Source organism: Acidovorax sp. WCS2018Noco2-16, assembly GCF_031843945.1.
In the GTDB taxonomy this organism is placed as follows: domain Bacteria; phylum Pseudomonadota; class Gammaproteobacteria; order Burkholderiales; family Burkholderiaceae_C; genus Paracidovorax.
Window position 1 is genome coordinate 98,268 of the sequence record NZ_JAVTJJ010000001.1, and the last position, 24,448, is coordinate 122,715.

Annotated in this window: 19 protein-coding genes; 12 read left to right on the forward strand and 7 right to left on the reverse strand. The window is 66.6% G+C overall.

What is annotated here, in order from left to right; translation table 11 throughout:
* Positions 1–12: 12 nt before the first annotated feature.
* Complete coding sequence (locus tag RQI28_RS00460; RefSeq protein ID WP_311220638.1) at positions 13–942, reverse strand: alpha/beta hydrolase; 930 nt, start codon at positions 940–942, stop codon at positions 13–15.
* 138 nt (positions 943–1,080) lie between these two features.
* Between RQI28_RS00460 and RQI28_RS00465 the strand changes: the two genes are divergently transcribed.
* From RQI28_RS00465 to plsY, 3 genes are all read left to right on the forward strand, one after another.
* Positions 1,081–2,142 carry an aldo/keto reductase gene (locus tag RQI28_RS00465; protein WP_311220639.1) on the forward strand — a complete coding sequence of 354 codons (1,062 nt, stop codon included), beginning with the start codon at positions 1,081–1,083 and terminating at the stop codon, positions 2,140–2,142.
* A gap of 243 nt (positions 2,143–2,385) precedes the next feature.
* Positions 2,386–2,889 (forward strand): aminoacyl-tRNA deacylase, encoded by a 504-nt coding sequence (locus RQI28_RS00470; protein WP_311220640.1) that lies wholly within the window; start codon positions 2,386–2,388, stop codon positions 2,887–2,889.
* Between the two features lie 81 nt (positions 2,890–2,970).
* A complete protein-coding gene (plsY, locus tag RQI28_RS00475; RefSeq protein WP_311221523.1) occupies positions 2,971–3,624 on the forward strand; it encodes a glycerol-3-phosphate 1-O-acyltransferase PlsY in 654 nt (217 codons plus the stop codon).
* Positions 3,625–3,692: 68 nt separating this feature from the next.
* Here plsY and RQI28_RS00480 read toward each other — a convergent pair whose 3' ends face one another.
* Positions 3,693–5,150 (reverse strand): diguanylate cyclase domain-containing protein, encoded by a 1,458-nt coding sequence (locus tag RQI28_RS00480; RefSeq protein WP_311220641.1) that lies wholly within the window; start codon positions 5,148–5,150, stop codon positions 3,693–3,695.
* Between the two features lie 545 nt (positions 5,151–5,695).
* Here RQI28_RS00480 and RQI28_RS00485 point away from each other — a divergent pair.
* From RQI28_RS00485 to RQI28_RS00505, 5 genes are all read left to right on the forward strand, one after another.
* On the forward strand, positions 5,696–6,214 hold the full coding sequence (locus tag RQI28_RS00485) for a sigma-70 family RNA polymerase sigma factor (protein ID WP_311220642.1): 519 nt from the start codon (positions 5,696–5,698) through the stop codon (positions 6,212–6,214).
* Between the two features lies 1 nt (position 6,215).
* Positions 6,216–7,253: a FecR domain-containing protein gene (locus RQI28_RS00490; protein WP_311220643.1), complete on the forward strand. Its 1,038-nt coding sequence runs from the start codon at positions 6,216–6,218 to the stop codon at positions 7,251–7,253.
* A 106-nt stretch (positions 7,254–7,359) separates the two neighbouring features.
* Positions 7,360–9,837 (forward strand): TonB-dependent receptor, encoded by a 2,478-nt coding sequence (locus RQI28_RS00495; protein ID WP_311220644.1) that lies wholly within the window; start codon positions 7,360–7,362, stop codon positions 9,835–9,837.
* Between the two features lie 47 nt (positions 9,838–9,884).
* A complete protein-coding gene (locus tag RQI28_RS00500) occupies positions 9,885–10,157 on the forward strand; it encodes an iron uptake protein (RefSeq protein ID WP_311220645.1) in 273 nt (90 codons plus the stop codon).
* Complete coding sequence (locus RQI28_RS00505; protein WP_311220646.1) at positions 10,154–11,704, forward strand: PepSY-associated TM helix domain-containing protein; 1,551 nt, start codon at positions 10,154–10,156, stop codon at positions 11,702–11,704. Before RQI28_RS00500 ends, RQI28_RS00505 begins: the two co-directional genes overlap by 4 nt.
* A gap of 6 nt (positions 11,705–11,710) precedes the next feature.
* On the opposite strand, the gene RQI28_RS00510 is transcribed toward RQI28_RS00505, so the two are convergent.
* Complete coding sequence (locus RQI28_RS00510; RefSeq protein ID WP_404976851.1) at positions 11,711–13,885, reverse strand: TonB-dependent receptor family protein; 2,175 nt, start codon at positions 13,883–13,885, stop codon at positions 11,711–11,713.
* A 277-nt stretch (positions 13,886–14,162) separates the two neighbouring features.
* Here RQI28_RS00510 and RQI28_RS00515 point away from each other — a divergent pair, with 277 nt between their 5' ends.
* The 3 genes from RQI28_RS00515 (at position 14,163) to RQI28_RS00525 (ending at position 16,552) form a co-directional block, all read left to right on the forward strand.
* Positions 14,163–14,495 (forward strand): SMR family transporter, encoded by a 333-nt coding sequence (locus RQI28_RS00515; RefSeq protein WP_311220647.1) that lies wholly within the window; start codon positions 14,163–14,165, stop codon positions 14,493–14,495.
* Positions 14,496–14,678: 183 nt separating this feature from the next.
* Positions 14,679–16,064: a sorbosone dehydrogenase family protein gene (locus tag RQI28_RS00520; RefSeq protein ID WP_311220648.1), complete on the forward strand. Its 1,386-nt coding sequence runs from the start codon at positions 14,679–14,681 to the stop codon at positions 16,062–16,064.
* 62 nt (positions 16,065–16,126) lie between these two features.
* Entirely contained in the window at positions 16,127–16,552 is a 426-nt protein-coding gene (locus RQI28_RS00525) for a PaaI family thioesterase (protein ID WP_311220649.1), read from the forward strand.
* A gap of 31 nt (positions 16,553–16,583) precedes the next feature.
* Here the strand turns inward: RQI28_RS00525 and RQI28_RS00530 are convergent, their stop codons facing one another.
* The 4 genes from RQI28_RS00530 to RQI28_RS00545 form a co-directional block, all read right to left on the reverse strand.
* Entirely contained in the window at positions 16,584–17,903 is a 1,320-nt protein-coding gene (locus RQI28_RS00530; protein WP_311220650.1) for a HipA domain-containing protein, read from the reverse strand.
* A 24-nt stretch (positions 17,904–17,927) separates the two neighbouring features.
* Positions 17,928–18,236, reverse strand: coding sequence for a helix-turn-helix transcriptional regulator (locus RQI28_RS00535; protein WP_311220651.1), 309 nt, complete (start codon positions 18,234–18,236; stop codon positions 17,928–17,930).
* 70 nt (positions 18,237–18,306) lie between these two features.
* Entirely contained in the window at positions 18,307–21,888 is a 3,582-nt protein-coding gene (locus RQI28_RS00540) for a DNA methyltransferase (protein ID WP_311230880.1), read from the reverse strand.
* 103 nt (positions 21,889–21,991) lie between these two features.
* Positions 21,992–22,948 carry a LysR family transcriptional regulator gene (locus tag RQI28_RS00545; RefSeq protein ID WP_311220654.1) on the reverse strand — a complete coding sequence of 319 codons (957 nt, stop codon included), beginning with the start codon at positions 22,946–22,948 and terminating at the stop codon, positions 21,992–21,994.
* 85 nt (positions 22,949–23,033) lie between these two features.
* On the opposite strand from RQI28_RS00545, the gene RQI28_RS00550 reads away from it, so the two are divergent.
* Complete coding sequence (locus tag RQI28_RS00550) at positions 23,034–24,410, forward strand: D-serine ammonia-lyase (RefSeq protein ID WP_311220655.1); 1,377 nt, start codon at positions 23,034–23,036, stop codon at positions 24,408–24,410.
* Positions 24,411–24,448: the final 38 nt, after the last annotated feature.

Here is a 24,448-nt window from a genome sequence, read left to right on the forward strand (position 1 = left end):
TTTCGCTAGGCTTCAGCGCAGAAAGTCTTCGATCAGCGCCGCCACAGCCTGTGGCTGGTCGTGGTGCAGCATGTGCCCCGCGTCTTCGACCAGCGCCGTGCGGCTGTCCGGCACGCGCAGCAGGCGCTCGTGGTAGTCGGCCAGCGTGTACTGGCCCTTGAACCACTGGCCCAGGCTGTCGTCGCTGGCTTCCACCGCCAGCAGCGGCGCGGCGATGCGTTCGTAGAGCGCCAGGGTTTCGTCGGCGCGGTAGATGTGCGGGCGCACGATCTTGTGGGCCGCGTCGCCCCGAATGCGCCAGCGCCCGTCGGCATCGGGCTTGGCCCACTGCTGCGCCAGCCAGGCGGCCTTGTCGGGCGACAGGCGCGGGTTGGTCTTCATCAGGCGCTGGGCCACGCCGTCGGCGCTGTCGTAGCTTTTCAGCGCTTTCTCGCCGCGCTCGAACTGCGCCAGCTCGTCCAGCCACTGGGCGTAGCGGTCGGGCGCCCTGGCCGCCGGCACGTCGGGCATGCCGAAGCCTTCCAGGTTCACCAGCCGGCGAATGCGCGACGGACGAATGCCGGCGTAGGTCATGGAGACGTTGCCGCCCATGCTGTGGCCCACCAGGTCGACGGGCTGGCCGGGCGCGTAATGCTCCAGCAGCCGCTCCAGGTCGGCCAGGTAGTCGGCGATCTGGTAATGGTCGCAAGGCTCCTTGGGCATCGACAGGCCGAAGCCGCGCCAGTCGGGCGCGATGATGATGCGGCCCTGCACGAAGGCGCTCGAGAACGCGTCCACCACGAACTGGTACGAAGCGCCCACGTCCATCCAGCCATGCACCAGCACCAGCGGGGGCAGGGCGCTGGCGTTTTGCTCTGCAGACGGGCCCCAGAGGCGAACGTGATAGTCGAGGGTACGGACGGGCAGGGTGTCGCTGCGTGACGGGCGGAGGGGCTGATACATGGCCCCGATTATTCCGGAAGGCCGGCGGCTGCGGCTGGCCCGGCGGCGACAGCGCTGCCCGAGCGGCATGGCAGCTTTCTGCAGCATCGGCCCGCAAAACGTAAACTGCCGCGCTTGTCCATGAAAGCCACTTTTCCCATGAACACTCTCTTGCTGGGCCAGAGCGATCTGCGCGTCACCCCTATCTGCCTGGGCACCATGACCTTCGGCGAACAGGTTGCCGAAGCCGATGCACACGCCATCCTCGACCGGTCGCTGGAGCGCGGCGTCAACTTCATCGACACCGCCGAGATGTATTCGGTGCCGGCCCGCGCCGAAACCTTCGGCGCCACCGAAGCCATCATCGGCCGATGGTTCGCCCAGCGCGCCGGTGCGCGCAGCAAGATCGTGCTGGCGACCAAGGTGGCCGGCCCCTCGCGCGGCATGCCCTGGGTACGTGAAGGCAAGGGCATGACGCCGGCCGACATCGTGGCCTCGTGCGACGCCAGCCTGGCCCGCCTGCAGACCGACGTCATCGACCTCTACCAGATCCACTGGCCCGAGCGGCATGTGCCGGCCTTCGGCAACCTGTATTACGACCCGGCCAAGGAAACCTCGGCCACGCCAATCCACGAACAGCTCGACGCGCTGGCCGGTCTGGTCAAGGCCGGCAAGGTGCGCCACATCGGGCTGTCGAACGAGACACCTTACGGCGTGCATGAATTCGTGCGCCTGGCCGAAGCGCATGGCCTGCCGCGCGTGGCCACGGTGCAGAACCCGTACTGCCTGGTCAACCGCACCTGGGAAAACGGCCTGGACGAAACCTGCCACCGCCTGGGCGTGTCGCTGCTGGCGTATTCGCCGCTGGGCTTTGGCCTCTTGACGGGCAAGTACGACGAGCATGCCCCCGCCGATGCAGGCGCGCCGCAGAACGCCCGCATCGCGCGCTACGAGTCGGTGCGTAAGCAGCGCTGGGGCCGGCCCGAAGCGCTGGCCGCCGCACGCCGCTACAACCAGCTGGCGCGCGACCATGGCCTGACGCCCACGCAACTGGCGCTGGCCTTTTGCTATACCAAGTGGCAGGTGGCCAGCACCATCATCGGCGTGACGTCGGTGGCGCAGCTGGACGAAGACCTCAACGCCTGGGGCACGCAGCTGTCCCCTGAAGTGCTGGCGGCCATCGACGCCATCCGCTGGGAAGTGCGCGACCCTGCTCTTTGATCAGGCAGGCACTTTTAAGCCAAAAGTGCCTGTAGCGCTTATCCAGCAAGCGCAGGCAGCTATCATTTTTGCCTGAATAGCGACTTGTCTCAGATATCTCACCCCATCCGTTCGGGCTGAGCCTGCCTGTCCTGAGCTTGTCGAAGGGTCGAAGCCAGGGCACTGCTTTGGATAGGCCCTTCGACAGGCTCAGGGCGAACGGGGTTGATCTGAGACAGATATCTAGTCAAGCATTTTTGATCAATGAGCAAGAAGAACGCCAAAACCGTCCACGTCAGTGAAACGCCCGCCACCCAATGGCTGCGGGCCGAGGGCGTTCAATTTACCGAGCACCCTTACGACTACGTGGAACATGGCGGCACGGCCGAGTCGGCGCGCCAGCTGGGTTTGAGCGAACACGTGGTGGTCAAGACAATGGTGATGCAGGACCAGGACGCCAAGCCGCTCATCGTGCTGATGCACGGCGACTGCAAGGTATCCACCAAGAACCTGGCGCGGCAGATCGGTGCCAAGTCGGTCGAGCCCTGCAAGGCCGAGGTGGCGCAGCGGCACAGCGGATTTCTGGTGGGCGGCACCTCGCCCTTCGGCACGCGGCGCGCCATGCCGGTCTATATCGAGCAAAGCATCCTCGCGCTGCCGCGCATCGCCATCAACGGCGGGCGGCGCGGCTTTCTGGTGCAGATCGACCCGCAGGTGTGCGTGGGCGTGCTGGGCGCGCAGCCGGTGCAGTGCGCGCTGGCAGAATAGCCCGCTGCGCGCCGCGCCCCGGCGTGCGTTTCGCTTCGCTTCCCCTGCTGACGAGGATTGCCCATCTTGACCGCCACCTTCCTGCCCGCCGCCTACCCTTTGCTGGCCGCCCTTGCCGCCTACCTGCTCGGCTCGCTCTCGTTCGCCGTGATCGTCAGCCGCGCCATGGGCCTGAACGATCCGCGCACCTACGGCAGCAAGAACCCCGGCGCCACCAACGTGCTGCGCTCGGGCTCCAAGGCCGCGGCCGTCGTCACGCTGTTGTTCGACGCGCTCAAGGGCTGGTTGCCGGTGGTACTGGTGCGTTGGTTCGGCCAGCCATTCGGGCTGGAAGAGGGCACCGTCGCGCTGGTGGCGTTGGCTGCCTTCCTGGGGCACTTGTGGCCGGTGTTCTTCCGCTTCGAAGGTGGCAAGGGCGTGGCGACGGCGCTGGGCGTGCTGTTGGGCATCAGCGCCTGGCTGGGGCTGGCCACGCTGCTGACCTGGATCATCATCGCCTTCTTCTTTCGGTATTCGTCGCTGGCCTCGCTGGTGGCGGCGGTGTTTGCGCTGCTTTACTACGTGCTGTTCGGGGGCGTGGTCTGGTACACCGACGCGCGCATCGGCCTGGCCATCGCCATCATGTCGGCCTTGCTGGCCTGGCGCCACCGCGAGAACATCCAACGCCTGATGAAGGGTACCGAGTCGCGGCTGGGCTCCAAGAAGAGCAAGCAGCCGGGCGCGCCGCGCGGCTGATGGGTTGATCTGTTGACCTGACCTGACCTGTTGATCGACTTGCTGAAGGCGCTGTCGGCAAGGCGCCTTCAGGCTGCGGCGGGCGGTGGCTCGGCAAAGGCGAAGCCGCTGCCCTGCTTCTTGGCCACATACATCGCCAGGTCGGCACCGTGCACCACTTCTGCACCCAGCGTGGAGTGGCGCGGGGCGAAGGCGATGCCGATGCTCGTTCCCACCTGCACCAGTGCGCCCGACGTGAGCTGAATCGGCTGGCCCACCACCTCCACGATGGCCTGGGCCAGCGCCGTCACCCGCTGCGGGTCGTTGGTGTGCAACAGCACCGCGAATTCATCGCCACCCAGCCGGGCCAGTGTGTCTGGCGCCCGCATCAGCTTGCGCACGCGCTGAGCCACGGCTTTGAGCACCAGGTCCCCCGACTCGTGACCGTAGGTGTCGTTCACGTGCTTGAACTTGTTCAGGTCCATCAGCATGACGGCAAAGCCCGTGCCCAGCGCTTTTTGGTTCTGCTCGGCATTTTTCAGGTTCGATTCAAAAAGCCGGCGGTTGGCCAGGCCGGTGAGCGCGTCTTTCTGCGCCACGTCTTCCAGCGGGTTCACCACGCGGCTGGTGATCAGGTTGGCGGCCAGGATGGAGATGACGGAACTGACGATGATGCTGGCGGCGAACAGGCCCTCCAGTTTCAAAAAGGGCGAAAACACCGGGGCGAACGGTTTGGCGACCAGCGCCTCGACGGTGTGCCCCACGATGCCGCCCATGGGAAGCAGCTTCACCCGGTACTGCTCACCGGTCGATGTGGTCACGGTGGAGCTGTCCTTGCTGATTTCATCCTGACCGATGTCGCTGGCCAGGATGCCGGCCGGAAGCGTGGACGTGTGCACGATGCGCGCGCCGCCATCGCCTTCGCGCGAAACGAAGGCCATGCGCATCTGGGTCATCCGGGTGAACTGCGCAATGGCGGCATCGCTGATGCGGTAGGCCAGGTACATGTTGGCGACCGGCATGGGGGCGCGCACCACGATCTTGACCCAGGCGTACAGCGGTGTAGGGCTTTCGCCCGTGGGCAGCGGCATCAGGTTGCCGCTGCTTTCGCGCACCTGTGCGGCTACCTGCGCCAGCTTGCGGTCCAGTTCGTCGTCGCGCTCGTTCAGCAAAGGCGTGCTGGCAGCGCGCGCCAGCACCTGATGCTCCAGATCGGTCAGCACGATCATTTCTGCGCCCGTGCGCGCCAGCTGGCTCACCAACGCCGACTCCGTGGTGACCCGGTTGCCGGTGGCAATGGTGCCCAGCAGGCCGTAGTCCTTGGCCACCAGCTGCGACGTGAGCTGGCGGTACTCGCGCCGGGTGGCCGTGGTGTAGGCAAAGGTCTGCGAGCCGGCTTCCAGAGCCGCATCAACAGTTTCCAGTGCTATCCGGCGATTGGAGAAGTGCAGAAAAAAGAACGCTGCAATCTGGGCCACGATCAGAGCTGGCACCAGCAATATCAATATCTTGCGCGTCGAATGGCTCAGCGATTTAGGCTTGCGCACGATAGTTCTCCTCAGGGCGTAACCAGAGATGACGCCCTCCCCATGGCCCGGGTCTGTCGCCAAGGCTCGCTGCCATTTCGCGGGTTCAAACTGACGCCAAGCTGACTCGGCACTGACGAACACCTGACCAAGTGACGCATAAGTGTCTCAATTTTGCGGAGCACAACACCTGGAAGAAGCCTGCCCATCGCCGGACGCTGCGCCCGCGGCGGCGCTTGGTGTGTAGGAGAGAGACGAATGGGCGCAGTCTGCCGCCGGCTGTGACGTGCTGGCACGGCTTTCCATGGCCGGACCTGTCATGAGTCATGTTTGCTATAAAAATAGTAGCTACCCGCGCTTTTCAATCAAGCGCTAGAGGCCAAAAACGCTTGAATGTCTCTCCGCCATGCCGTGACTGCTGCTTGACTGCCCAGGCTCGCCCATGGGAGTGGGGCGCATCTGCCGGCGCTGTCCCGAGCAAGGTGAAAGGGCTCCAACACCCTGCGCTAAGATGAGAAACATTCTCAAATGTGTGGGCGAGCGCACCAAGCGCTTCTGGAGGCGATATGGCAGCCGTGGAAACGGCCATGCAGCGGCAAATGCGCCTGCTGTATTGCGAACATCATGGTTGGTTGTTTAGCTGGCTGCGCCGCAAGCTCGGCTGCGGCCACCATGCGGCCGACGTGGCGCAGGACACCTTCGTGCGCATTCTCGGCTCGCGCGACGCGCTGCTGGGCGTGCGCGAACCCCGCGCCTATCTGGTCACCACGGCCAAGCGCCTGCTGATCGACGAGGCCCGTCGTCAGCTGATCGAAAAGGCCTATCTGCAAGAACTCGCGCTGGTCGCCGCGTCGTCGCAGGGCGCGCCATCGGCGCAAGACGTGGTGCAGACCGTGCAGGCGCTGATGCAGATCGAAGCGGCGCTGGGTGGCCTGCCCCTGAAGGCGCGGCAGGCATTTTTGCTGTGCTACCTGGAAGGCGCCACGCACGCGGTCGCCGCCGCGGAACTGGGCGTGTCGACCAAGATGGTGCAAAAGTATCTGATCCAGGCGCTGGCGCACTGCCACCGCGCGCTGGAGGGCTGACGTGCAGCCTCTTCAAGACAGGGCGTCGGACATTGCGGAGCAGGCCGCCGCTTGGATCGTCCTGCTCGATAGCGACGACGCGGCCGAGCGCGCCAGTGCACGCGAGGGCTTTGCCGTCTGGCAGGCCCAGAGCCCGCGCCACGCCGCCGCTGCGGCCCGGCTGCAGGCTTTCGTCAGCCAGGTGCAACAGGTGGGCAGCGCTGGCGGGGGCGATGCGCAGGCTGCCCGTGCCGCGCTGGATGCAACGCAGGAAGGCTCGCGCCTGTTGCGCCGCCGGGGCCGGGCGGCCGCACGTGTGGCTAGCGCGGTGGCGCTGGTGGTTTTGCTTGCCGTGCCCTCGTGGCTGGCGGTGCACAGCCACCCGCCCGCGCATCTGTGGGCCGATCTGCGCAGCAGCAGCGGGGAATGGAGCCGCCACACGCTCAGCGACGGATCGGTGGTCACCCTCAGCGGCGTCAGCGCCCTCAACTGGCGCATGGACGACAGCAGCCGCGTGGTGGAGCTGGTGCGCGGCAGCATTCTGGTGGACGTGGCCAAGGACGGCGCGCGTCCTTTCGTTGTGCAGACGCCGCTGGGCCGCATCCGTGCGCTGGGCACCCGCTTTGCCGTCACCTACGACGACAGCGGCATGACGCTCGAGATGCTGGAATCGCGCGTGGCGGTGCAGACGCCCAGCCAGTGGCAGGCGGGCGGCCGCGATGCGCTGTTCGTCGATGCCGGGCAGCGCGTGCAGGTGGGCCCCGCCGGTGCGGGCGCCGTGCAGGCGATGGACCCGGGCGGGGTGGAGCAGGGCTGGCGCCAGCATCAACTGGTGGTGGACGACCGTCCGCTGCCCGAGGTGCTGGACCAGCTGGCGCGCCACCACTCCGGGCCATTGCAGTTCGACCGAGACGCGCTGCAAGGCATTCGCGTGTCGGGCGTGCTGCCGCTGGACGACACCGCACAGGCGCTGCGCCTGCTGCAACGCAATTTTCCGCAGCTGCGCGTTCGGTCGGTGGCCTCGCGCTGGGTCTGGGTCGACCGGCAGCCTGCGTCTTGATGGCGCCGCGTTCTCTTTTTCTGAAAAAAAGAGGGCGCTGGTGGTTCCACTTTTTCGTTCTGGTTCGTCAATGCCGATGAACTCAATGGAAAAGGACTCTTCCCCTATGCGCGACGCAAAGCGTTTCAGCCCTCGTGGCTGCCTCTCGCCCCTGGCTCTTTCGCTGTCCCTGGCGCTGGCCGCCCTTGGCAGTGGCGTGCACGCCCAGCCCGCTGCGGCGGCGAGCGCGCGGGTGTTCCACATTCCTGCCGGCCCGCTGGCGCCGGCGCTCAATCGCTATGCGCAGGAAGCCGGCGTGGCGCTGGTGGTGGATGCCAATCGTGTGGCGGGCCTGCAAACGCCGGGCTTGAGAGGCCGTTACGGCGTCGATGAAGGTTTTGCCCAACTGCTGGGCGGCACGGGCCTGGCCATTCAAAAGACCGACGCCGGATACTTGCTGGCCCCGGCCACGCCGGCTGCTGCTGGCGCGCCTCGCAGCGAATCTGCGGTCGATGCGCCTGCCGCGGCCCCAGACGTCGCAGAGGCCACGGCGACCGTACCTGCACAACCCGACGAGGGCGAAGCGCTGGAAACCGTGGTGGTGCAGGCCTCGCGCTCCAACATCGAAGCAGAAAAAGCGCCGCAGACGGTGCAGATCATCGGCAAGGCCGACATCGAGCGGCAGCTGACGCTGTCCACCAACTCGTCGGACGTGCTCAGCAACCTGATTCCTTCGTACACCCCCAGCCGCGGCAAGATGAACGGCAGCGGCGAGACGCTGCGCGGCCGCACCCCGCTGATCCTGATCGACGGCGTGCCGCAGTCCAACCCCATTCGCCCCACCGGGCGCGAGGCGCACACCATCGATTTCTCGATGGTCGAGCGCATCGAGGTGATCCAGGGCGCCAACGCCATCAACGGCCTGGGCGCCACCGGCGGCACCATCAACCTGATCACCAAGCGGCCCGAGAACGGCGCCTTCAACCAGCATGTGGACGTGCAGGCCACCATGCCCACGTCGAACATCGGCAGCGACGTAATGGCCTACAAGACCACCTACCGCGCCAGTGGCCGCCAGGACCGGTTGGACTACCTGTTCGCCATCGCTGGCGAAGACCAGGGCCTGTACCGCGACGCCAAGGGCCGCTCCATCGGCGCCGACAACACGCAGGGCGACCTGATGGATTCGCGCAGCTACGACGTGCTGGGCAAGATCGGCTACTGGCTGGACGACAACCAGCGCCTGCAGTTTTCGGTGAACCGCTACCAGATCAAGTCCGAGGCCAACTACCTGGCCGTGGCCGGCAACCGTGCCACGGGCCTGCCCACCACGTCGGTGCGCGGCACGCCCGAGGGCACGCCGCCCTGGAACGATGTGTGGACGTCGAGCGTCAGCTACAACCATTACGACCTGGCCGGCATGGAACTATCCGCCATGGCCTTCCACCAGGACTTCGAAGGCCTCTTCGGTGCGGACAACTCCGCCACCTTCCAGGACGCACGCATTGCCCCGGTCGGCACGCTCTACGACCAGTCGCGCGCCGTGTCCAAGAAGTTCGGCAGCAAGGTCGCGCTGACCCGCGCCGACCTGCTGGACCGCCGCCTCAAGCTGACGACCGGCTTTGACACGCTGGTCGACAAGGGCAAACAAGACCTGTATGGCACGGGCCGCACCTATGTGCCCGATTCGGAATACCGCAACCTGTCGCTCTTTCTGCAGGGCGAGTACAAGCCGTTCGACAAATGGACGCTGCACGGCGGCGTGCGCCACGAGCGGGCCGACCTGCGCATCGATTCGTACAACACCCTGGCCCGCTACAACCGCGTGGCGGTGCAGGGCGGCACGCTGGACTTCAAAGAGACGCTGTACAACGCCGGCGTGGTGTTCGAGCCCACCAAGGACTGGAACGTTTTCGCCAGCTATTCGGAAGGCTTCGGCATGCCCGACGTGGGCCGCGTGCTGCGCGCCATCAACACGCCCGGGCAGAACGTGGACGACATGCAGAGCCTGAGCCCCATCATCACCCAGAGCGTGGAGCTGGGTGCCCGCTTCAAGCGCGGCGCGTGGGAGGCCGAGGCCAGCTATTTCCGGTCCGAGTCGGACTACGGCAGCCGCGTGATCCGCGCGAACGACGCCTTTCTGCTGGCGCGCGAGAAGAACCGCATTGAAGGCGTGGACACCAGCCTGGGCTACCGCTTCAACCGCGCCCACAAGGGAAAACTGTCTTACGTGCACACCAAGGGCCGCTACGACAGCGACGACAACGGCAGCCTGGACGCCCGGCTCGACGGCCTGAACGTCTCGCCCGACCGCGTGATGGCGTCGTGGACGGCGCAATGGGACGAGCGCCTGTCTTCGTTCCTGCAGGTGCAGCACGCGTTCAACCAGAACTTCGACGACGCGGCCAAGCGCTTTTCGGGCTACACGCTGGTGGACGCCAGCGTGAACTACAAGCTGCCCAAGGGCACGTTGCGCCTGGCCGTGGCGAACGTGCTCAACCGCAACTACATCACCTACTACTCGCAAAGCGCGCTGGTCGAGCCGCTGCGCTACTTCGCTGGCCGGGGCCGCACGCTGACGGTGGGTTACTCCATCGACTTCTGATGAGCATGCAGCGCCGGGCGCCTTCTGCCATGGCAATGAGCACTGCCATGACGGTCTTGCGCGCCGTTGTCGCCGTGGTGGGCGGCTATGCGCTCACGGCGCTGGCCGTGGTGGGTGTGGCGGCCGTGCTGGCGCGCTGCGGCATGGCACCGTCCGATGCGGTCGTGACCGCAGGGATGCTGGGCTTTCCCGCCTATCTGGTGGTGCTGATGTGGGGGCTGGCATGCCCTAGTCTGGCGCGCCTGGTGGGAGTGATGGTGTGTGGCGGCGCTGCGTTCGCGCTGCTGGCCTGGCTCGCCCGGCTGGGGCAGCCGGCATGAGCAGCTACCGCAAGCGCCTGGGCGGCGTGCATACCTGGGCGGGCATCGTGCTGTCCGCATTGCTCTTCGCCATCTTCTGGATGGGCACGCTCAGCGTGTTCGACCGCGAGATCGATCGCTGGATGATGCCTGCCACCCGCCTGGCCGCGCCACAAGGCCCGCCCCGGCTCGACGCGCTGATGCCGCTGGCTCAGGCCCAGGTGCCCCATGGCGCGCGGCAGTGGCGCATCGACTGGCCCACGGCGCGCACGCCTGTGCTGCGCCTTTCATGGCAGACGCGTGAGGGCCAGCGTGAGCAGCGCTACCTCGACCCCGCCACGCTGGCGCCGCTGCCCGATGCGGGCACTTTGGGTGCCAGCGGCTTTTTCTTTCCTTTCCATTACGGCCTGCACATCGACTGGAACGGCATGGGCAAATGGCTGGTCGGCCTGGCGGGCATGGGCATGCTGGTGCTGCTGACCAGCGGCGTCGTCATCCACCGCAAGCTGCTGGCCGACTTCTTCACCTTCCGCCCGCACAAGCGCCTGCCGCGCAGCAGCCTGGATCTGCACAACCTCACCGGCGTGGTGGCGCTGCCGTTTCACTTCGCCATCACGCTGTCGGGGCTGGTGATCTTCTGGGCCATCTACTTTCCCCAGGCGCACGTGGGCGTGTACGGCCCCGGCGCAAGAGCCAAAGCCACGGTGCAGGCCGATGGCTATGGGCGATACACACCGCCGCGTGCGGTCAACCCAGGTGCCGCGCCGCCCATGGCTTCGCTGGAGGCGATGGCGGGCGAAGCGCGCCGGCTGTGGGGCAACGGGGCCGAGCCGTACTTCGTGCGGGTGTGGAAGCCCGGCAGCGCGCACAGCTATGTGGAGCTGCGCCGCTCGTATGCACGCGAGGTGTCGATGAACCTTGACCAGCTCTACTTCGACGCCGCCACCGGGCGCCTGCTGCACCGCTTCGAGGCCGCGCCCGCCATGGGCGTGCAGCGCTTTTTTTCGGGCCTGCACTTCGTGCAGTTTGACCACTGGCTGCTGCGCTGGCTGTACTTCGGGCTCGGGTTGTCGGGCTGCGTGATGATCGCCACCGGCAGCATCCACTGGCTGGCCACACGCCGCGCCCGCACGCCGCCCGGTGCGCGCTGGCAGCTGGTGGAGGCGCTGTGCGTCGCCGGCATCACCGGTCTCATCGCCGCCACGCTGGCGTATCTGGCGGCCAACCGGCTGCTGCCCGCGCAGGCGCACACCGGCGCACCGTGGGGCGGGCTGGACCGCAGCGGCCTGGAGGTCGCGGTGTTCTGCGCGGTGTGGCTGGCCTGCCTGGCGCATGCGCTGATCCGTGACGTGCGGGCGTGGCGTGAACAGGCTGCGTCCATCGCACTGCTGGCGCTGGCTTGCGTGGCGTTCAACGCGTGGACGACTGGGGCCTATGGCGCTGCCATCGCACAGACGCCAGCGGCGGTCTGGGGTGTGGATGGCATGCTGCTGGCGCTCGCCGGCGCTGGTGCCTATGCAGTGCGGCGCCTGCGCGCAGGCACGGCGCCGCAAGCCCGGCAACGTTGAGCGCTTTTAAAGAAACTGCGCGCGCAGGCCCACCATCACGCGGCGGCCGGCTGCGGGCTCGAAGAAGCGGCCGTTGCCGTCGTTCACGATGACCGAGCCGGCATAGCGGCGGTCCATCAGGTTGTCCAGCCGCGCCCACAGCTGCCAGCGCGTGGCTGAACCTTCGCCGCTGCTTGCACCCATGGCCCGCCCACCCAGCGTGTAGCCGGCGCGCAGGCCCACCACCGCATAGCCGGGGGCCGCGTCGGAATTGGTGTCGTTGACCCGCACCTTGCTCGATACATCCAGCGATGCGCCCAATTGCCAGGCAGGCGTAGGCGCGTAGTCCAGCACCAGTTGCGCTACATGCCGCGCGGTGCCCGGCAGGCGGTTGCCGGCAGCCACCTGCGCACCGCCCGCGCCGGTGTAGGGGCTGCCGAAGTAGGCGTCCAGATAGGTGTAGGCGGCACGCGGCGTCCAGGCGCCGGCGCGGGCGCTCCAGGCCAGCTCCACGCCCCGGCGGCGCACGTTGTCTGCGTTCTGGAACACGGTGCGGCCGTTGACCGTGGCGGCGGGCACGATCTCGTCCCGGCTGCGCGCGTCGAACCAGGCAGCCTGCACGCGGTGTACCGCGCCCTGCCACTTGGCGCCCAGCTCCATCTGCCGGCTGCGCGATGCGGCCAAGCCGAAGTTGGGGCCGGTATTGGTGGTGCTGTAGGCCATCTCGGCCAGCGTGGGCGTTTCAAAACCCCGGCCCACGTTGGCATACAGGTTCAATTGATCGGTCGCTGCCCAGACCAGGCCCAGCGCGGGGCTGGTGTGGCTCCAGGTGCGGCCACCGCTGTCGTCGGGGCTGGCGGCGTTGACCAGCCGGTCGTCCACCGTGCTGCGCACGCGGCTCGACCGCAGGCCGGCCACGGCGCGCCAGGCGGGGGCGATCCATGCGTCCACCTGGGCGTAGAGATCGGTGTTGCCGGCGCGGTCGCGCTCGTCGCGCCGCAGGGCGCCGGCCGTGCCGCTGTCGTTGACGAAGCCCTGGCGGTGCTCGCTCTGGCGGTCGGCGTCCACGCCCAGCGTCCAGGTCAGCGGCAGGCCCGATGGCATGCGCGTGGCATGCGTCCAGGCCAGGCCCAGGCCGTAATAGTCGCGGTCCAGGTCGACCACACCGCCCGCGCTGCTGGCCGCCGCGCCGCTGAACGAAAGGTACTGCCGCAGCTGCCGTGTGCCGCCATAGGCGCGGGCGCGCACGCTGTCCTGTTCGCTCAGGCGGCGTTCCAGCACCACGCCCAGTTGGTTCTGCGACACCGACTTGCGCGTGTCGAAGCTGCGGGCGACCTCGGGCGATTGGCGTTCGTCCGCATCCCACTGCGCGCGGGTCAGGCCCAGCGGGTCTTGCGCCTTGGGCTGGTCGTACAAGTTCAGCAGGGTGGTGATGGTGGTGTCGCCATCGGGCCGGGCGACGAGCTTGCCGTTCAGGTGGGTGCGGCGCGCGGCGCTGTGGTCCCGAAAGCCATCGGTTTCAAAGCGCGACACGTCGACCAGCCCGCCCAGCGTGCGGTCGCCGAAGTCGACCGAGCCATCCACCAGCCGCTGGCCGTACGAGCCGGCCGCAACGGCCGCCTGCGCGCCGCCGCCTTCGCGCGGCTCGCGCGTGGTGACCTGCAGCACGCCCCCGGCTGCGTTGCCATACAGCTGGGCCAGCGGACCACGTAGCACGTCGACCGACGCGGCCGACTGCAGCTGCGCCGTGGCGGCCTGGCCCTGGCCGTCGGGCATGGTCGCCGGAATGCCGTCCACCAGAATGCGCACGCCGCGCACGCCGAAGGTGGAGCGCGCGCCAAAGCCGCGCACTGCGATCTGCAGGTCTTGCGCGTAGTTCTGCCGGTCCAGCGCCACCACGCCGGCCTGGCCGGCCAGCAGCTCGGACAGGTTGACCAGCGGCGTGGCAGCGGTGAACGAATCCACCTCCACGCGGGTGCTGCTGGCGGCGGCGTCAAAGCGGCGCTGCGCGTCTGCGCTGCCGCCTTGCACTTCCACCGTGGGCAGTGCGCCACCTGAGCCTGCACCCTGCGCAAAGGCGGCTGGCATGGCTGCCAGCGCCGCGCACAGGGCGATCAACGGGCGTGGTGACGGCTGGGCACGCCGGGGTGCGGCGTTGCTGGTGGCGGGGCGGGCAGGGTGGCGGGGAAATCGCGTAGGCATGAAGTGACAGGCGTGGTGGCGGGTGGAACGGCGGGAAGCCGCAAGGCTAAGGCCCGCGGCCAACGCAGCAGGCCTGTGCCGACGGAATGCGGTGTTGGCCTACAAAATGGCGAAGCGACCGGCTGCGCCCAACCGCCGTGTGCGCACAGTCTTGCCACTGCTGCAACCAAGCCCGCAGGCCCGTGCAGGGCACCCGGCAGTGCACTGCGCCCGGGCGACCGCCGTCCTTATAGTTCACGCGTTGTCTCGTTCAGCCCATCACTCATTCGACACGCCAATGCATCCTTACGCACTTCTGGGCATCGCCATCGTGGCGGAAGTCATCGCTACATCAGCCCTCAAATCGTCCCAGGGCTTCACCCGCCTGTGGCCGTCCGCGCTGACTGTGGTGGGTTACGGCATCGCGTTCTTCATGCTGTCGCAGGTCATGAAAAGTTTGCCCACCGGCATCGTCTACGCGATCTGGTCGGGCCTGGGCATCGTGCTGATTTCCATCGTCGGCTGGGTGGTGTACGGCCAGAAGCTGGACGCGGCGGCCATGGCCGGCATGGCGCTGATCGTGGCGGGCGTGGCGGTGATCCAGCTGCTGTCCAAGACGGCATCGCATTGATTCATACGACGGGTTGCAGGCCAAAATATTGATCAAAATGGCCTGTAGCGCTTGTTGTATAAGCGCTGATAGCTATTGAAATAATAGCAAGTGGAAGATGCATGTCAGGCCGCCCACTGACAGACCGTGCAGCCGGTGCGCTGCCACACTGCGCGACATTCTTCGACACCCGATCACCGCGCCATGGCTCATCAGCTATCTTCCCTCGAACCTTCCACCATCAACCGTCGCTGGCCCGCGTGCGTGCTGGGCGTGCTCGCCGTCGCCAGCCTGGCCGCCTGCGGCGACACCGCCAAGCTGCCGTTTGAAGCCGGCGTGGGCCCCGCGCCCACCTTGCCCGAGCCGAACAAGACGCTGATCCCCACCGTCCACATCGCCCCAGCCAAGGGTTGGCCGCAAGGCCAGCAGCCGGTGCCCATGACCGGCATGCAGGTGACGCCTTTCGCCACCGGGCTGGACCACCCGCGCTGGCTGGCGGTGCTGCCCAACGGCGACGTTCTGGTGGCAGAAACCAACACGCCGCCCAAGGCGCCATCGCCCGACGAAGGCGTGGTGAAGAAGGTGACCAACTGGGTGATGGGCAAGGTCATGGCGCGAGCCGGATCGGGCGGCACGCCCGCCAACCGAATCACCTTGCTGCGCGACATCGACGGCGACGGCATTGCCGAAACCCGCAGCGTGCTGCTGCAGCAGGGTTTGAATTCGCCCTTCGGCATGGCGCTGGTGGGCGGCGACCTGTATGTGGCCAACACCGACGCGGTGGTGCGCTTTCCATACCAGCCCGGCCAGACGCAGATCACCGCGCCTGCCACCAAGGTGGTGGACTTGCCCGCGTTGCCTTTCAACCACCACTGGACGAAGAATCTGATCGCCAGCCCGGACGGCGCCAAGCTCTACGTCACCGTCGGCTCGAACAGCAACGTGGCTGAAAACGGCTTGGAGGCTGAAAGCGGCCGCGCCGCCATCTGGGAGGTAGACCGCGCCAGCGGCGCCCACCGCATCTTTGCCAGCGGGCTGCGCAACCCCAACGGCATGGGCTGGGCGCCAGGCGCCAATACCCTGTGGACGGTGGTGAACGAGCGCGACCAGATCGGCAGCGACCTGGTGCCCGACTACCTCACCTCGGTCAAGGACGGCGGCTTCTACGGCTGGCCTTTCAGCTACTTCGGCCAGTATGTGGACGAGCGCGTGCAGCCGCCGCGCCCCGACCTGGTTGCCCAGGCCATCGTGCCCAGCTACGCGCTGGGCGCGCACGTCGCGCCGCTGGGCTTGGCGTTCTCCGATCCGCAGGTGCACACCGCCTTGCCATCGGCACTGGCCAGCGGCGCCTTCATTGGCCAGCACGGCTCGTGGAACCGCAAGCCCCGCAGCGGCTACAACGTGGTGTTCGTGCCCTTCGTGGGCGGCCAGCCGCAGGGCACGCCGGTGGAAGTGCTGAGCGGCTTCGTCAGCCCCGGCGGCGATGCCTGGGGCCGCCCGGTGGGTGTGGCGCTGGACGCCAAGGGCGGCGTGCTGGTGGCGGACGACGTGGGCAACGTGGTGTGGCGGGTGAGCGCGGCGCCGCGTTGATCGCACCTTTTGGTCGTTGACGCGCCCATGGCACGATAGGCGGCTGACCTAACGGATTGCTCATGAACGAACTGCACGAACGCGTCGCCGCCAACTTCGCGGCGCAAGGCTTGATGGCCACGCTGGGCGCACGGCTCACGCATGTCGAAGACGGCGAGGTGCATATCGACCTGCCTTTTTCCGCCGCGCTATCGCAGCAGCACGGCTACCTGCACGCCGGCGCCACCACCAGTATCGTGGACAGCGCCTGCGGCTACGCGGCGTTGACCAAGGCGCCTGCGGGCTTCGACATCGTCACGGCGGAATTCAAGCTCAACCTGCTGCGGCCCGCCATCGGCCAGCGCTTCCAGGCCATCGGCCGCGTGGTCAGTGCGGGCAAGCTGCTGACCGTCTGCACGGGTGAAGTGCGCGCGTATGCCAGCGACGGCACCGCCAAGGTCGTGGCGCTGATGCAGGCCACGTTGGTCAACGTCGCCCCGCGAAGCTGAGTCAACCCGGCTCAGCGTCAATCAGCGTGAATCAGCGGGTGGGCTGGCTGAGCGCGGTCTGCCCGTTCAGCCGCTGCAGCACCGTGGTGCGCATGGCGGGCGGAGCGTGCTGCAGCAACGCCGGCCATTGCGCCTGCGCCACGGCAGCCGCCTCGCGCGCCCAGGCCACGTAGCGCGCCGCGCGCATCAGCCCAGCGGCTTTCAGCAATGCCTCCAGATCGGCCCAGCCAAAAGCCAGCAGCGTCTTGTCGATGGCGCGGTTCACGGCGTATTGCGTTTCGGGCGTGCCGCCAAAGAACGCTGCCACGCAGACCGGGTCGTAGACCGGCGCCAGCCGGGGCGTGCGGCCGTCAGGGTAGATCAGCGCCCAGTTCTTCAAGTGCGCGTCGGTGTTGCCCATCAAGATGAAGGCGACCATGCGCGTGACGAATTCCCGCACGTCCTGCACCGGCTGGCTGCTCAGGCGGTCAAGCACGCGCAGCATGGTGGCCCAGTCCTGCAGCAAGCCCTTGCCGTACTTTTGGCGCGGCGTGTAGCCCAGCACCTGGTTGAACTCTTCCATGTGCACGCGCGAGCCGTCGGGCCGATGGTCAAAGCGCTGCACGGCCAGAATGTGGTCGAACGGCACGGCTTCGGGCAGTTCGGCTTCTGCACGGGTGATGACGCTGGCCTGAGCGCAGTCCAGACCCAGCGCCAGGCACAGCTGGTAGCAGGCGTATTCATTGGCGACGAGGTCGGGGTGGGCGGTGGTGGGCAGCTTCAGGATCACGCTGCCGGCGGCGCCCCTACGTTTGACGACGTAGCGGCGGCCGTCCTGCACGGCGCTGAACTTGGTCACTACGCCGGGCAGCGAAGCCGCGTCTTCCACCGGAAATTCGACGAAGCCGGGCTCCAGCACATCCAGCCCCTGCGTGGTGTGCCAGTGCCGCACTACGTCGGGAATGCCATCCTGCGGCGGCACGGGCTCGACCTCCAGCGCGCCCATCAGGTCGTGGCCGGCAGCGGCGAGCAGTTCGAACTCGTCGTCCGCGCTGCAGCCGCGCTCGCGCGCCAGCCGCTCGCGGTTGTGGCCTTCGGGCAGCAGGTTCTGAAAATAGGCCGGCCAGCGCCCATCGGTGCGCACCAGCCGCGCATCGCGCGCCGACGCCAGAATTAACCGCGTGGCCGCTTCGGTATCGCCCCGGTAGCCCAGGGACAGCGTGGGCCGCTGCGGGTCGTTGATGTAGCTTTCGTCGAACGACACGCGCAGGATGTCACCGTACTGCGACAGGTAGCCGATGGCGCGCCGCCCGCCGCCTTCGAGCGCGGGACGGTGCAAATACAGGCGCAGGTAGCGAATGGCGGTGGACACGGGCAGTTTTTACTGTGATGGGCGTCAGCCGGTCTGGCGCAGGCCGTCCACCACTGACGGCGGCGCGTCCACGCCAGCGGGCTGGCCCAGGAATTTGCCGCCTGACTGGATGAATGTTTCCAGATCAGGCCGCAGGCCGCTGGGCACGGCAATGATGTCCAGACCCAGCACCCGGGCCATCTCTGCCAGGGTGGAAAAGCGCGGGTCCAGGTCGCCGCCTTCGGTGCGTTGGACGGTCATACGGGAAAGGCCGGCCCGGTCGGCCAGGTCGGCCTGGGTGATTCGCTGGGCTTTGCGGGTGGCGGCCAGGGTGGGGATGAGATCAGTGGACATGATCGTCTTTATACGCTTTATTGAGGTAAAGAATATTTTGACGATCATTTTCTTTAGATGCATAAAGAGTTCAACCTCTCCAGGCATCGCCTCCGTCCACCACCACCGTCTGTGCGCGGCCCAATGCTTCCAAGGTGCTGAGCAGGGTCGGCAGGCCCTTCTTCCAGGGGCCACGGCCTTTGAAGCGAGATTCGATGTCGCCGAGTGTGAGCGGAGCGAGGCTGCTGGTCAGCACGTCTGCCACAGCGCGAACCTGCTCCGGCAGGGTAGCGGGCCAGCGTTGCTGGGTGACTATGATTTGCTCTGGTTTTGATAGCGAATTTTCACTATCTATATCTGCATACAGCGCTTGAATAGCCTGCGGTAGGTGCTCCTGTTTTTGCGGTGAATTTTGCGGATTCTGAAAGTCGGGCCGAAGCCAGCGCACATGGCCCCGGGCCTCTTCGCCGGCGCGTTGGGTGTTGAGCTGCACCAGGTGCGACAGGATGTCATCGGTGGTTGCATCGGCGCTCAAGCCGTAAGCGTCCAGCACGGCGGCGTCCAGCTCGTCGTGTAATTCGCGCAGGATGGAGACCAGGCCTTGGGCGTGGTGGGTTTTCTCTTTGGCTGTCAGCGGCTTGCCTTGCCTCAGCGCGCTGAGCACGTTGTAGATGCCGGTGAGCGTGAGGCCGACGTTGGCAGCTTCAGGTGCCAGCACGCGCTTGCGGTGGGCGTCGATCTGCTCGGCAAGTTGGGCGATGCGATCGCGGAGCTGCGGGGTCAGGCCGGTGTCTTCGTCGGGGAAGGGGAAGGTTTCGAAGCAGCGGGATTTGTTGTAGCGAGGGCGGTCTTCGAGTGTTCCACCCGTTGCCAAAGCCCATTCGATGTGTAGCTGACTGGACAGGATGCCTAGAACCTTAGCGTCATTCACGGCGATGGCAATTAGCATGTTGTCTGGCAGGATGCTGGCATCGAGAAACTGGAAGGTGCGGTGCTTGGTGGTTTCGACGGTGGCAATGTAGCGAGGCAGCCCAGCAAGTTGTTTGCGCATTTCCTGCCGCGGTTTGCCATGCAACCACCATAGTTTTGCGTACCCCGCGCCGTCTTTGGTAGTTCCCTTGACGTCACGCTCCGGTCTAACGTGCTCGAGCAGCCACTGGTACACGCCTGGGTGTTGAGTGCGCAATTCTTCTGCCGTCAAGCCGACCGCATCAATCACCATTGCACCGCGCGGCTTGTCCGTCAGGTCGCGTCCATTGCGGTAGTGGCGTACCAAATCCGGGTTTTTCCAATCTGCAGCTTGCTGGGGTGTCACGATGAAGCCCGCACCGTGCAGTTTGATGCCGGGCGACGATATGCCCGACATCGCGCGCAAAGTGTGCGCTGCAGCCACGTTGGCGCCTACGCTCAGGTCGGCGTGTATCAGGCCCGAGCGTGAAATCTGCTGCACTGCTACTTCCCCATGTTCACCGGGTTGCTCCCCCGTTACAGTGAGCAATTGCCCTTCACCCGCCCCGGGCGCTGCCACTGTCATGGCAATACGCACGGCCGCGCCGTTGGCCCCATCCACCCACGGATGGTCGGGAATCGCCATTTGCAAATGGCAGCCCTTGTCCAGCGCCGCCTGCACAACGCGCCGATTGAATGTCTGCCGCAAGCTGTTGGTGGTGATGAGTCCCATGCGGCGCGTGTGGCCCGCCGCCACTTGGCCTGCCGCGTGGTGCCACCAAAACATCACAAAGTCTGCGCTCTCGGGCACTTCGGGCCAGGCGCCGCGCAGGGCCTGAACATAGCCGTCGCCCAGCGCGCCGCGCATGCTGGCGGCGCCAATAAACGGCGGATTCCCCACAATGAAATCCGCCTGCGGCCACTCCGCCTTGCGTGCCCCCACATACCGCCACTGCGGCACCTGTGCGGACTCATCCGGCACCGGCTCGCCAGTCACCGGATGCGTCTTGAACGTCGTGCCGTCCCAACGGCTGAGCAGCTTGCCGTTGGCGTCGTAAGCCAGTTCCTGCGAGTCCCACGCCAGCACCGCATCGCGGCATTCGATGTTGCCGTAGTTGTGAATCACGGGCTCGGCCACCGCAGCGTTGCCCCGGCTGCGGATGTGCCACTGCAGGTAGCCAATCCACAGCACCAGTTCCGCCAACGCCGCAGCGCGTTCATTCAGCTCGATGCCGCGCAACTGCTGCAGCGTGACGGTCTCGCCTTCAAAGCCGAGCTGGCCCTGCGTGTGGCCCAGCGCTTCGAGCTGGTTGACGACTTCTCCCTCCAGGCGCTTCAAGTGTTCGAGCGTCACGTACAAAAAATTGGCACTGCCGCAGGCCGGGTCGAGCACGCGGGTGGTGCAGAGCTGGTGGTGAAACTTCTTCACCTCGGCGCGGGCTTCGGCCAGCTTGGCTTCCATGGCCTTGCCCTGCAGCGCGGCAGCCTCGTGCGCCAGCACCAGCGCGGCGGCCTGGGCATTGGCCCAGTCCGCGCGCAGTGGCTCGATCACGGTGGGCAGCACCAGCCGCTCGACATAGGCGCGCGGTGTGTAGTGCGCGCCCAGTGCGTGGCGTTCGATGGGGTCCAGCGCGCGTTCGAGCAAAGTGCCGAAGATAGCGGGCTCCACCTCGCGCCAGTTGCATTGGGCGGCTGCGATCAGCAGGTCGATCTGCTCGGTGGTGAGCAGCAGGCTGTAGCCGTCTTGCGCTGCGCCCTTGAAGAGCTTGCCATTGAAATGCAGCACGTCTTTGGCCAGTGCAGCGCTGAAGCCGCCTTGGTCCATGTCGTTCCACAAGATGCGCAGCATTTTCTGCAGCGTGGCCGGCGCATCGCGGTGGGTTTGCAGTAGGCCCAGAAACGCGCCTTTGGGGAGGAGGCCGACATCCTCCGCGAACATGGAAAACAAGCAACGGGTAAGGTAATTGGCTACTATTTTAGGAGCTATAAACCCATATGGGCATTGCGTTTCAGCCGTATTTTGCTTATAATCTGGTCTGCTGGTCTGCTGGTCTGCTGGTCTGCTGGTCTGCTGGTCTGCTGGTCTGCTGGTCTGCTCCAGCGACTTGGCCAGGCGCGCCAGCAGCGTGGCCACCTCGCGCGTCACCCGGGCGCTGATGCGGGCGGGGTTTAGGCTTTCGGGCTCGCGCCAGATGCGGCGCAGGCGTTCTCGCACCGCGGGTTGAATCAGGTCGGCCAGTTGCAGCCGGTGGCTGCGCGGGTCAGGGTAGGGCGTGTAGGTGCCGCCAGTACGGCTGAATTCGGCATACACCTCGATGACCGTGCCTACGTCCACCACCAGCACAAAGGGCGGGCGGCCTTCCGGCGCCGGCACGGCGCGGGCGTAAGCCTCGCCTTGGCTGCGTGCGCGCAGCAGGCCATCGTCGAAGCCCTTGGTATGCGCGCCGGCCTTGAGCTTTTTGGCCTCCAGCACGAAATGACCGCGCCGGTAGCAATCGATGCGCCCCGCACTGGTGCTGCCGTCCCCATGTGAGAAGGTGACGGGGCGCTCGAACATGTAGTCCTGCTCGGGCGTAGGGTGCGGTCGCTCCACCCCCAACAGGCCGCACAAGTCCATCACAAAGCTCTGCGCGGTGGCCAGCTCGCTGGCTGTAATGTTCTGCCAACGCTGGATGAAAGTGTGGGCTGCTGCGGCGTCAGCGGTGGCGATCTGAAGGAGGTTCATGCTCGGCGATGGAGGTGTGGTGCCGCCAACGGCAGGCGGGCGAAGAAAACGGGGGCGTCGCTGCGGGCGCCCAGATTGTTGCGGAGTGTAATGACGCCCTGCGTTATCCCGCCACTCCAGGCAGCGCCAGTGCCCGCTCCACACGAAAGCGCTGCGCCTCTTCCTGCAGCCACTCATGCACCTGCTCCATCGCCGGGTTGGGGTGAGCCGGTGACACGAACCAATAGGCGGCCCGCGACCGAACGCTGCTGTCCAGCAGCGGTACCAGCCGGCCCGTCTTCACGTCCTGCAGCACCAGCGCGGCGCGGCCCATGGCAATACCTTGGCCGGCCAGGGCGGCACTGACGGCCAGTTGCGACAGGTTGAATTGCTGGCCGCCCGCCCAGGGCGGCGGCGGCACGCCGAGCTGGGTGTACCAGTGCTGCCATTCTTCATAAGGGTCGGCGCCGTCCCAGGGGCTGCTGTCATGCAGTAGCCAATCGCCGTGCAGGTCTTGAGCAGCGGCGATGTCCGGATGGCGGGTCAGAAATTCAGGGCTGGCCACGGGAATGAGCCATTCATCCAGAAAAACAGAGGCATTCAGGTCACGGTAGCCACCCAGATCGAACCGCACCGCTGCCTCGATTCCGCCTTGCATCATGCGGGTGCGGTCCAGCGTGTGAAATTCACCAAATACCCGCAGCCCGGTGTGCGGGTGCTTGCGGAAAAAGTCCCCCAGCCGCGGCGTGAGCCAGCTCATCGCAAAAGACGGCGAACAGCTGAGCGTGGCGGTGGCGGCCTCGGCTGGCTGGCGCATCTGCGCCAACGTGCTTTCAATGGCATCGAAGCTTTCGCGCAGCACCACGGCAAGCCATTTGCCCTCGGGCGTGGACACCAATGCACGGGGTGTGCGCAGGAAAAGCGGGCGGCCCAGCCACTGCTCCAGCTGCTTGACCTGTTGGCTCACCGCGCCCTGGGTAATGCACAGCTCGGCCGCCGCGCGGGTAAAGCTGCCATGGCGTGCGGCAGCGTCGAAGCTGCGCAACCAGGCGAGCAGGGAAGGAGAAAGACGCAGATCCATAGCGGTGGCTTCATTAGTTTCGCTGATGCGAGCGTCAATATAAATGCGTTGTGCGGGGTGCGCGGCAAGGCGAAGAATGGGCGCCATGCAGACGACACCTTTCTCTTCTTCCACATTGGCCGACACAGTGCTTTCAGACACACCGGGCGCGCTGCGGCGGGCAGAGCCGTGGCTGTGGGTCAACCCGCACCGTGTGCCGGCCTTGCCCGCCGCACTGGTCGCTGGTGACATCGCCATTAGCCTGGATGATACGAATGCCGCCGTGGCCCGCTTCGCGCGGTTTGCTGCACTGCTGGCTGACCTGTTTCCTGAGCTCGAAGGCAACGGCGTGATCGAGTCGCCGCTGCTGCCCGCCGCCGCCCTGCAGCCGGTGCTGGGCCTGCCGCCCGAGGTGGGCGCGTTGTGGATCAAGGCAGACCACCGCCTGCCCGTGGCCGGATCCATCAAGGCGCGGGGCGGTCTGCACGAGGTGCTGGAATTTGCCGAGCGGCTGGCGTTGGAACACGGCCTGATCGCGCCGGGTGCCGACGCCGACGCCTACCGCGCGCTGTCCACGCCGCAGGCGCGCGCGGTGTTCGGGCGCTACCAGGTGGCGGTGGGCTCCACCGGCAACCTGGGGTTGAGCATTGGCGTGGCGGCGTCCGCGCTGGGGTTTCAGGCCGCGGTGCACATGTCGGCCGACGCCAAGGAATGGAAGAAAGAGCGGCTGCGCCAGCGCGGCGTGCAGGTTGTGGAACACGCGGGCGACTACGAGCGCGCGGTGGCCGCCGGCCGCGCTCAGGCCGAGGCCGACCCGTTCTGCCACTTCGTCGATGACGAGCGCTCGCTGTCGCTGTTGCTGGGCTACAGCGCGGCGGCGCCGCACTTGCAGCAGCAATTGCAGCAGGCCGGCATTGCGGTCGATGCAGAGCACCCGCTCTTCGTTTACCTGCCATGCGGCGTGGGAGGCGCTCCCGCAGGCATCGCGTTCGGCCTGCGTCAATTGCTGGGGCCACACGTGCATTGCTTCTTTGCGGAGCCCGTGCAGTCGCCTTGTTTTCTGGTGCAGATGCTGGCGGGCGACGGCGCGCACCCTTCCGTGTACGACCATGGCCTGACCAACGCCACCGAGGCCGACGGCCTGGCCGTGCCGCGCGCGTCGCTGCTGGCTGCAGCGTTGATGCGGCCGGTGATTTCGGGCTGCTTTACCGTGCGCGACGCCACCTTGTTTGAACACCTTGTGCAGGTGCTGGATGCGACCGGCGAGCGCATTGAGCCCTCGGCCGCCGCAGGCTTCAGCGGCCCGGGCCTGCTGACCGGCACTGCCGCAGGCCGTGCCTGGCTGCAGGAATTTGGCCTGGACAGAACCCTTGCGCAGAGCACGCACCTGGTCTGGACGACCGGAGGACTTTTCGTTCCGCCGCAGGAATATGAACGCTTCGCCGATCGAGGCCGTGCCAGCCTTGCAGCCGCTGCCCGCTGATTCAGTCCATACCTTTTCACTGTTCCGTTTTCGTCAAC

Excerpts from the sequence above, each read along its gene's own strand:
- RQI28_RS00460 (WP_311220638.1), bottom strand. The coding sequence starts at position 942 with ATGTATCAGCCCCTCCGCCCGTCACGCAGCGACACCCTGCCCGTCCGT.
- RQI28_RS00525 (WP_311220649.1), top strand. The coding sequence starts at position 16,127 with ATGAACGAACTGCACGAACGCGTCGCCGCCAACTTCGCGGCGCAAGGC.
- RQI28_RS00495 (WP_311220644.1), top strand. The coding sequence starts at position 7,360 with ATGCGCGACGCAAAGCGTTTCAGCCCTCGTGGCTGCCTCTCGCCCCTG.
- RQI28_RS00500 (WP_311220645.1), top strand. The coding sequence starts at position 9,885 with ATGACGGTCTTGCGCGCCGTTGTCGCCGTGGTGGGCGGCTATGCGCTC.
- RQI28_RS00535 (WP_311220651.1), bottom strand. The coding sequence starts at position 18,236 with ATGTCCACTGATCTCATCCCCACCCTGGCCGCCACCCGCAAAGCCCAG.
- RQI28_RS00515 (WP_311220647.1), top strand. The coding sequence starts at position 14,163 with ATGCATCCTTACGCACTTCTGGGCATCGCCATCGTGGCGGAAGTCATC.
- RQI28_RS00540 (WP_311230880.1), bottom strand. The coding sequence starts at position 21,888 with ATGAACCTCCTTCAGATCGCCACCGCTGACGCCGCAGCAGCCCACACT.
- RQI28_RS00550 (WP_311220655.1), top strand. The coding sequence starts at position 23,034 with ATGCAGACGACACCTTTCTCTTCTTCCACATTGGCCGACACAGTGCTT.
- RQI28_RS00545 (WP_311220654.1), bottom strand. The coding sequence starts at position 22,948 with ATGGATCTGCGTCTTTCTCCTTCCCTGCTCGCCTGGTTGCGCAGCTTC.
- RQI28_RS00465 (WP_311220639.1), top strand. The coding sequence starts at position 1,081 with ATGAACACTCTCTTGCTGGGCCAGAGCGATCTGCGCGTCACCCCTATC.
- RQI28_RS00485 (WP_311220642.1), top strand. The coding sequence starts at position 5,696 with ATGGCAGCCGTGGAAACGGCCATGCAGCGGCAAATGCGCCTGCTGTAT.
- RQI28_RS00520 (WP_311220648.1), top strand. The coding sequence starts at position 14,679 with ATGGCTCATCAGCTATCTTCCCTCGAACCTTCCACCATCAACCGTCGC.
- RQI28_RS00505 (WP_311220646.1), top strand. The coding sequence starts at position 10,154 with ATGAGCAGCTACCGCAAGCGCCTGGGCGGCGTGCATACCTGGGCGGGC.
- RQI28_RS00510 (WP_404976851.1), bottom strand. The coding sequence starts at position 13,885 with ATGCCTACGCGATTTCCCCGCCACCCTGCCCGCCCCGCCACCAGCAAC.
- RQI28_RS00470 (WP_311220640.1), top strand. The coding sequence starts at position 2,386 with ATGAGCAAGAAGAACGCCAAAACCGTCCACGTCAGTGAAACGCCCGCC.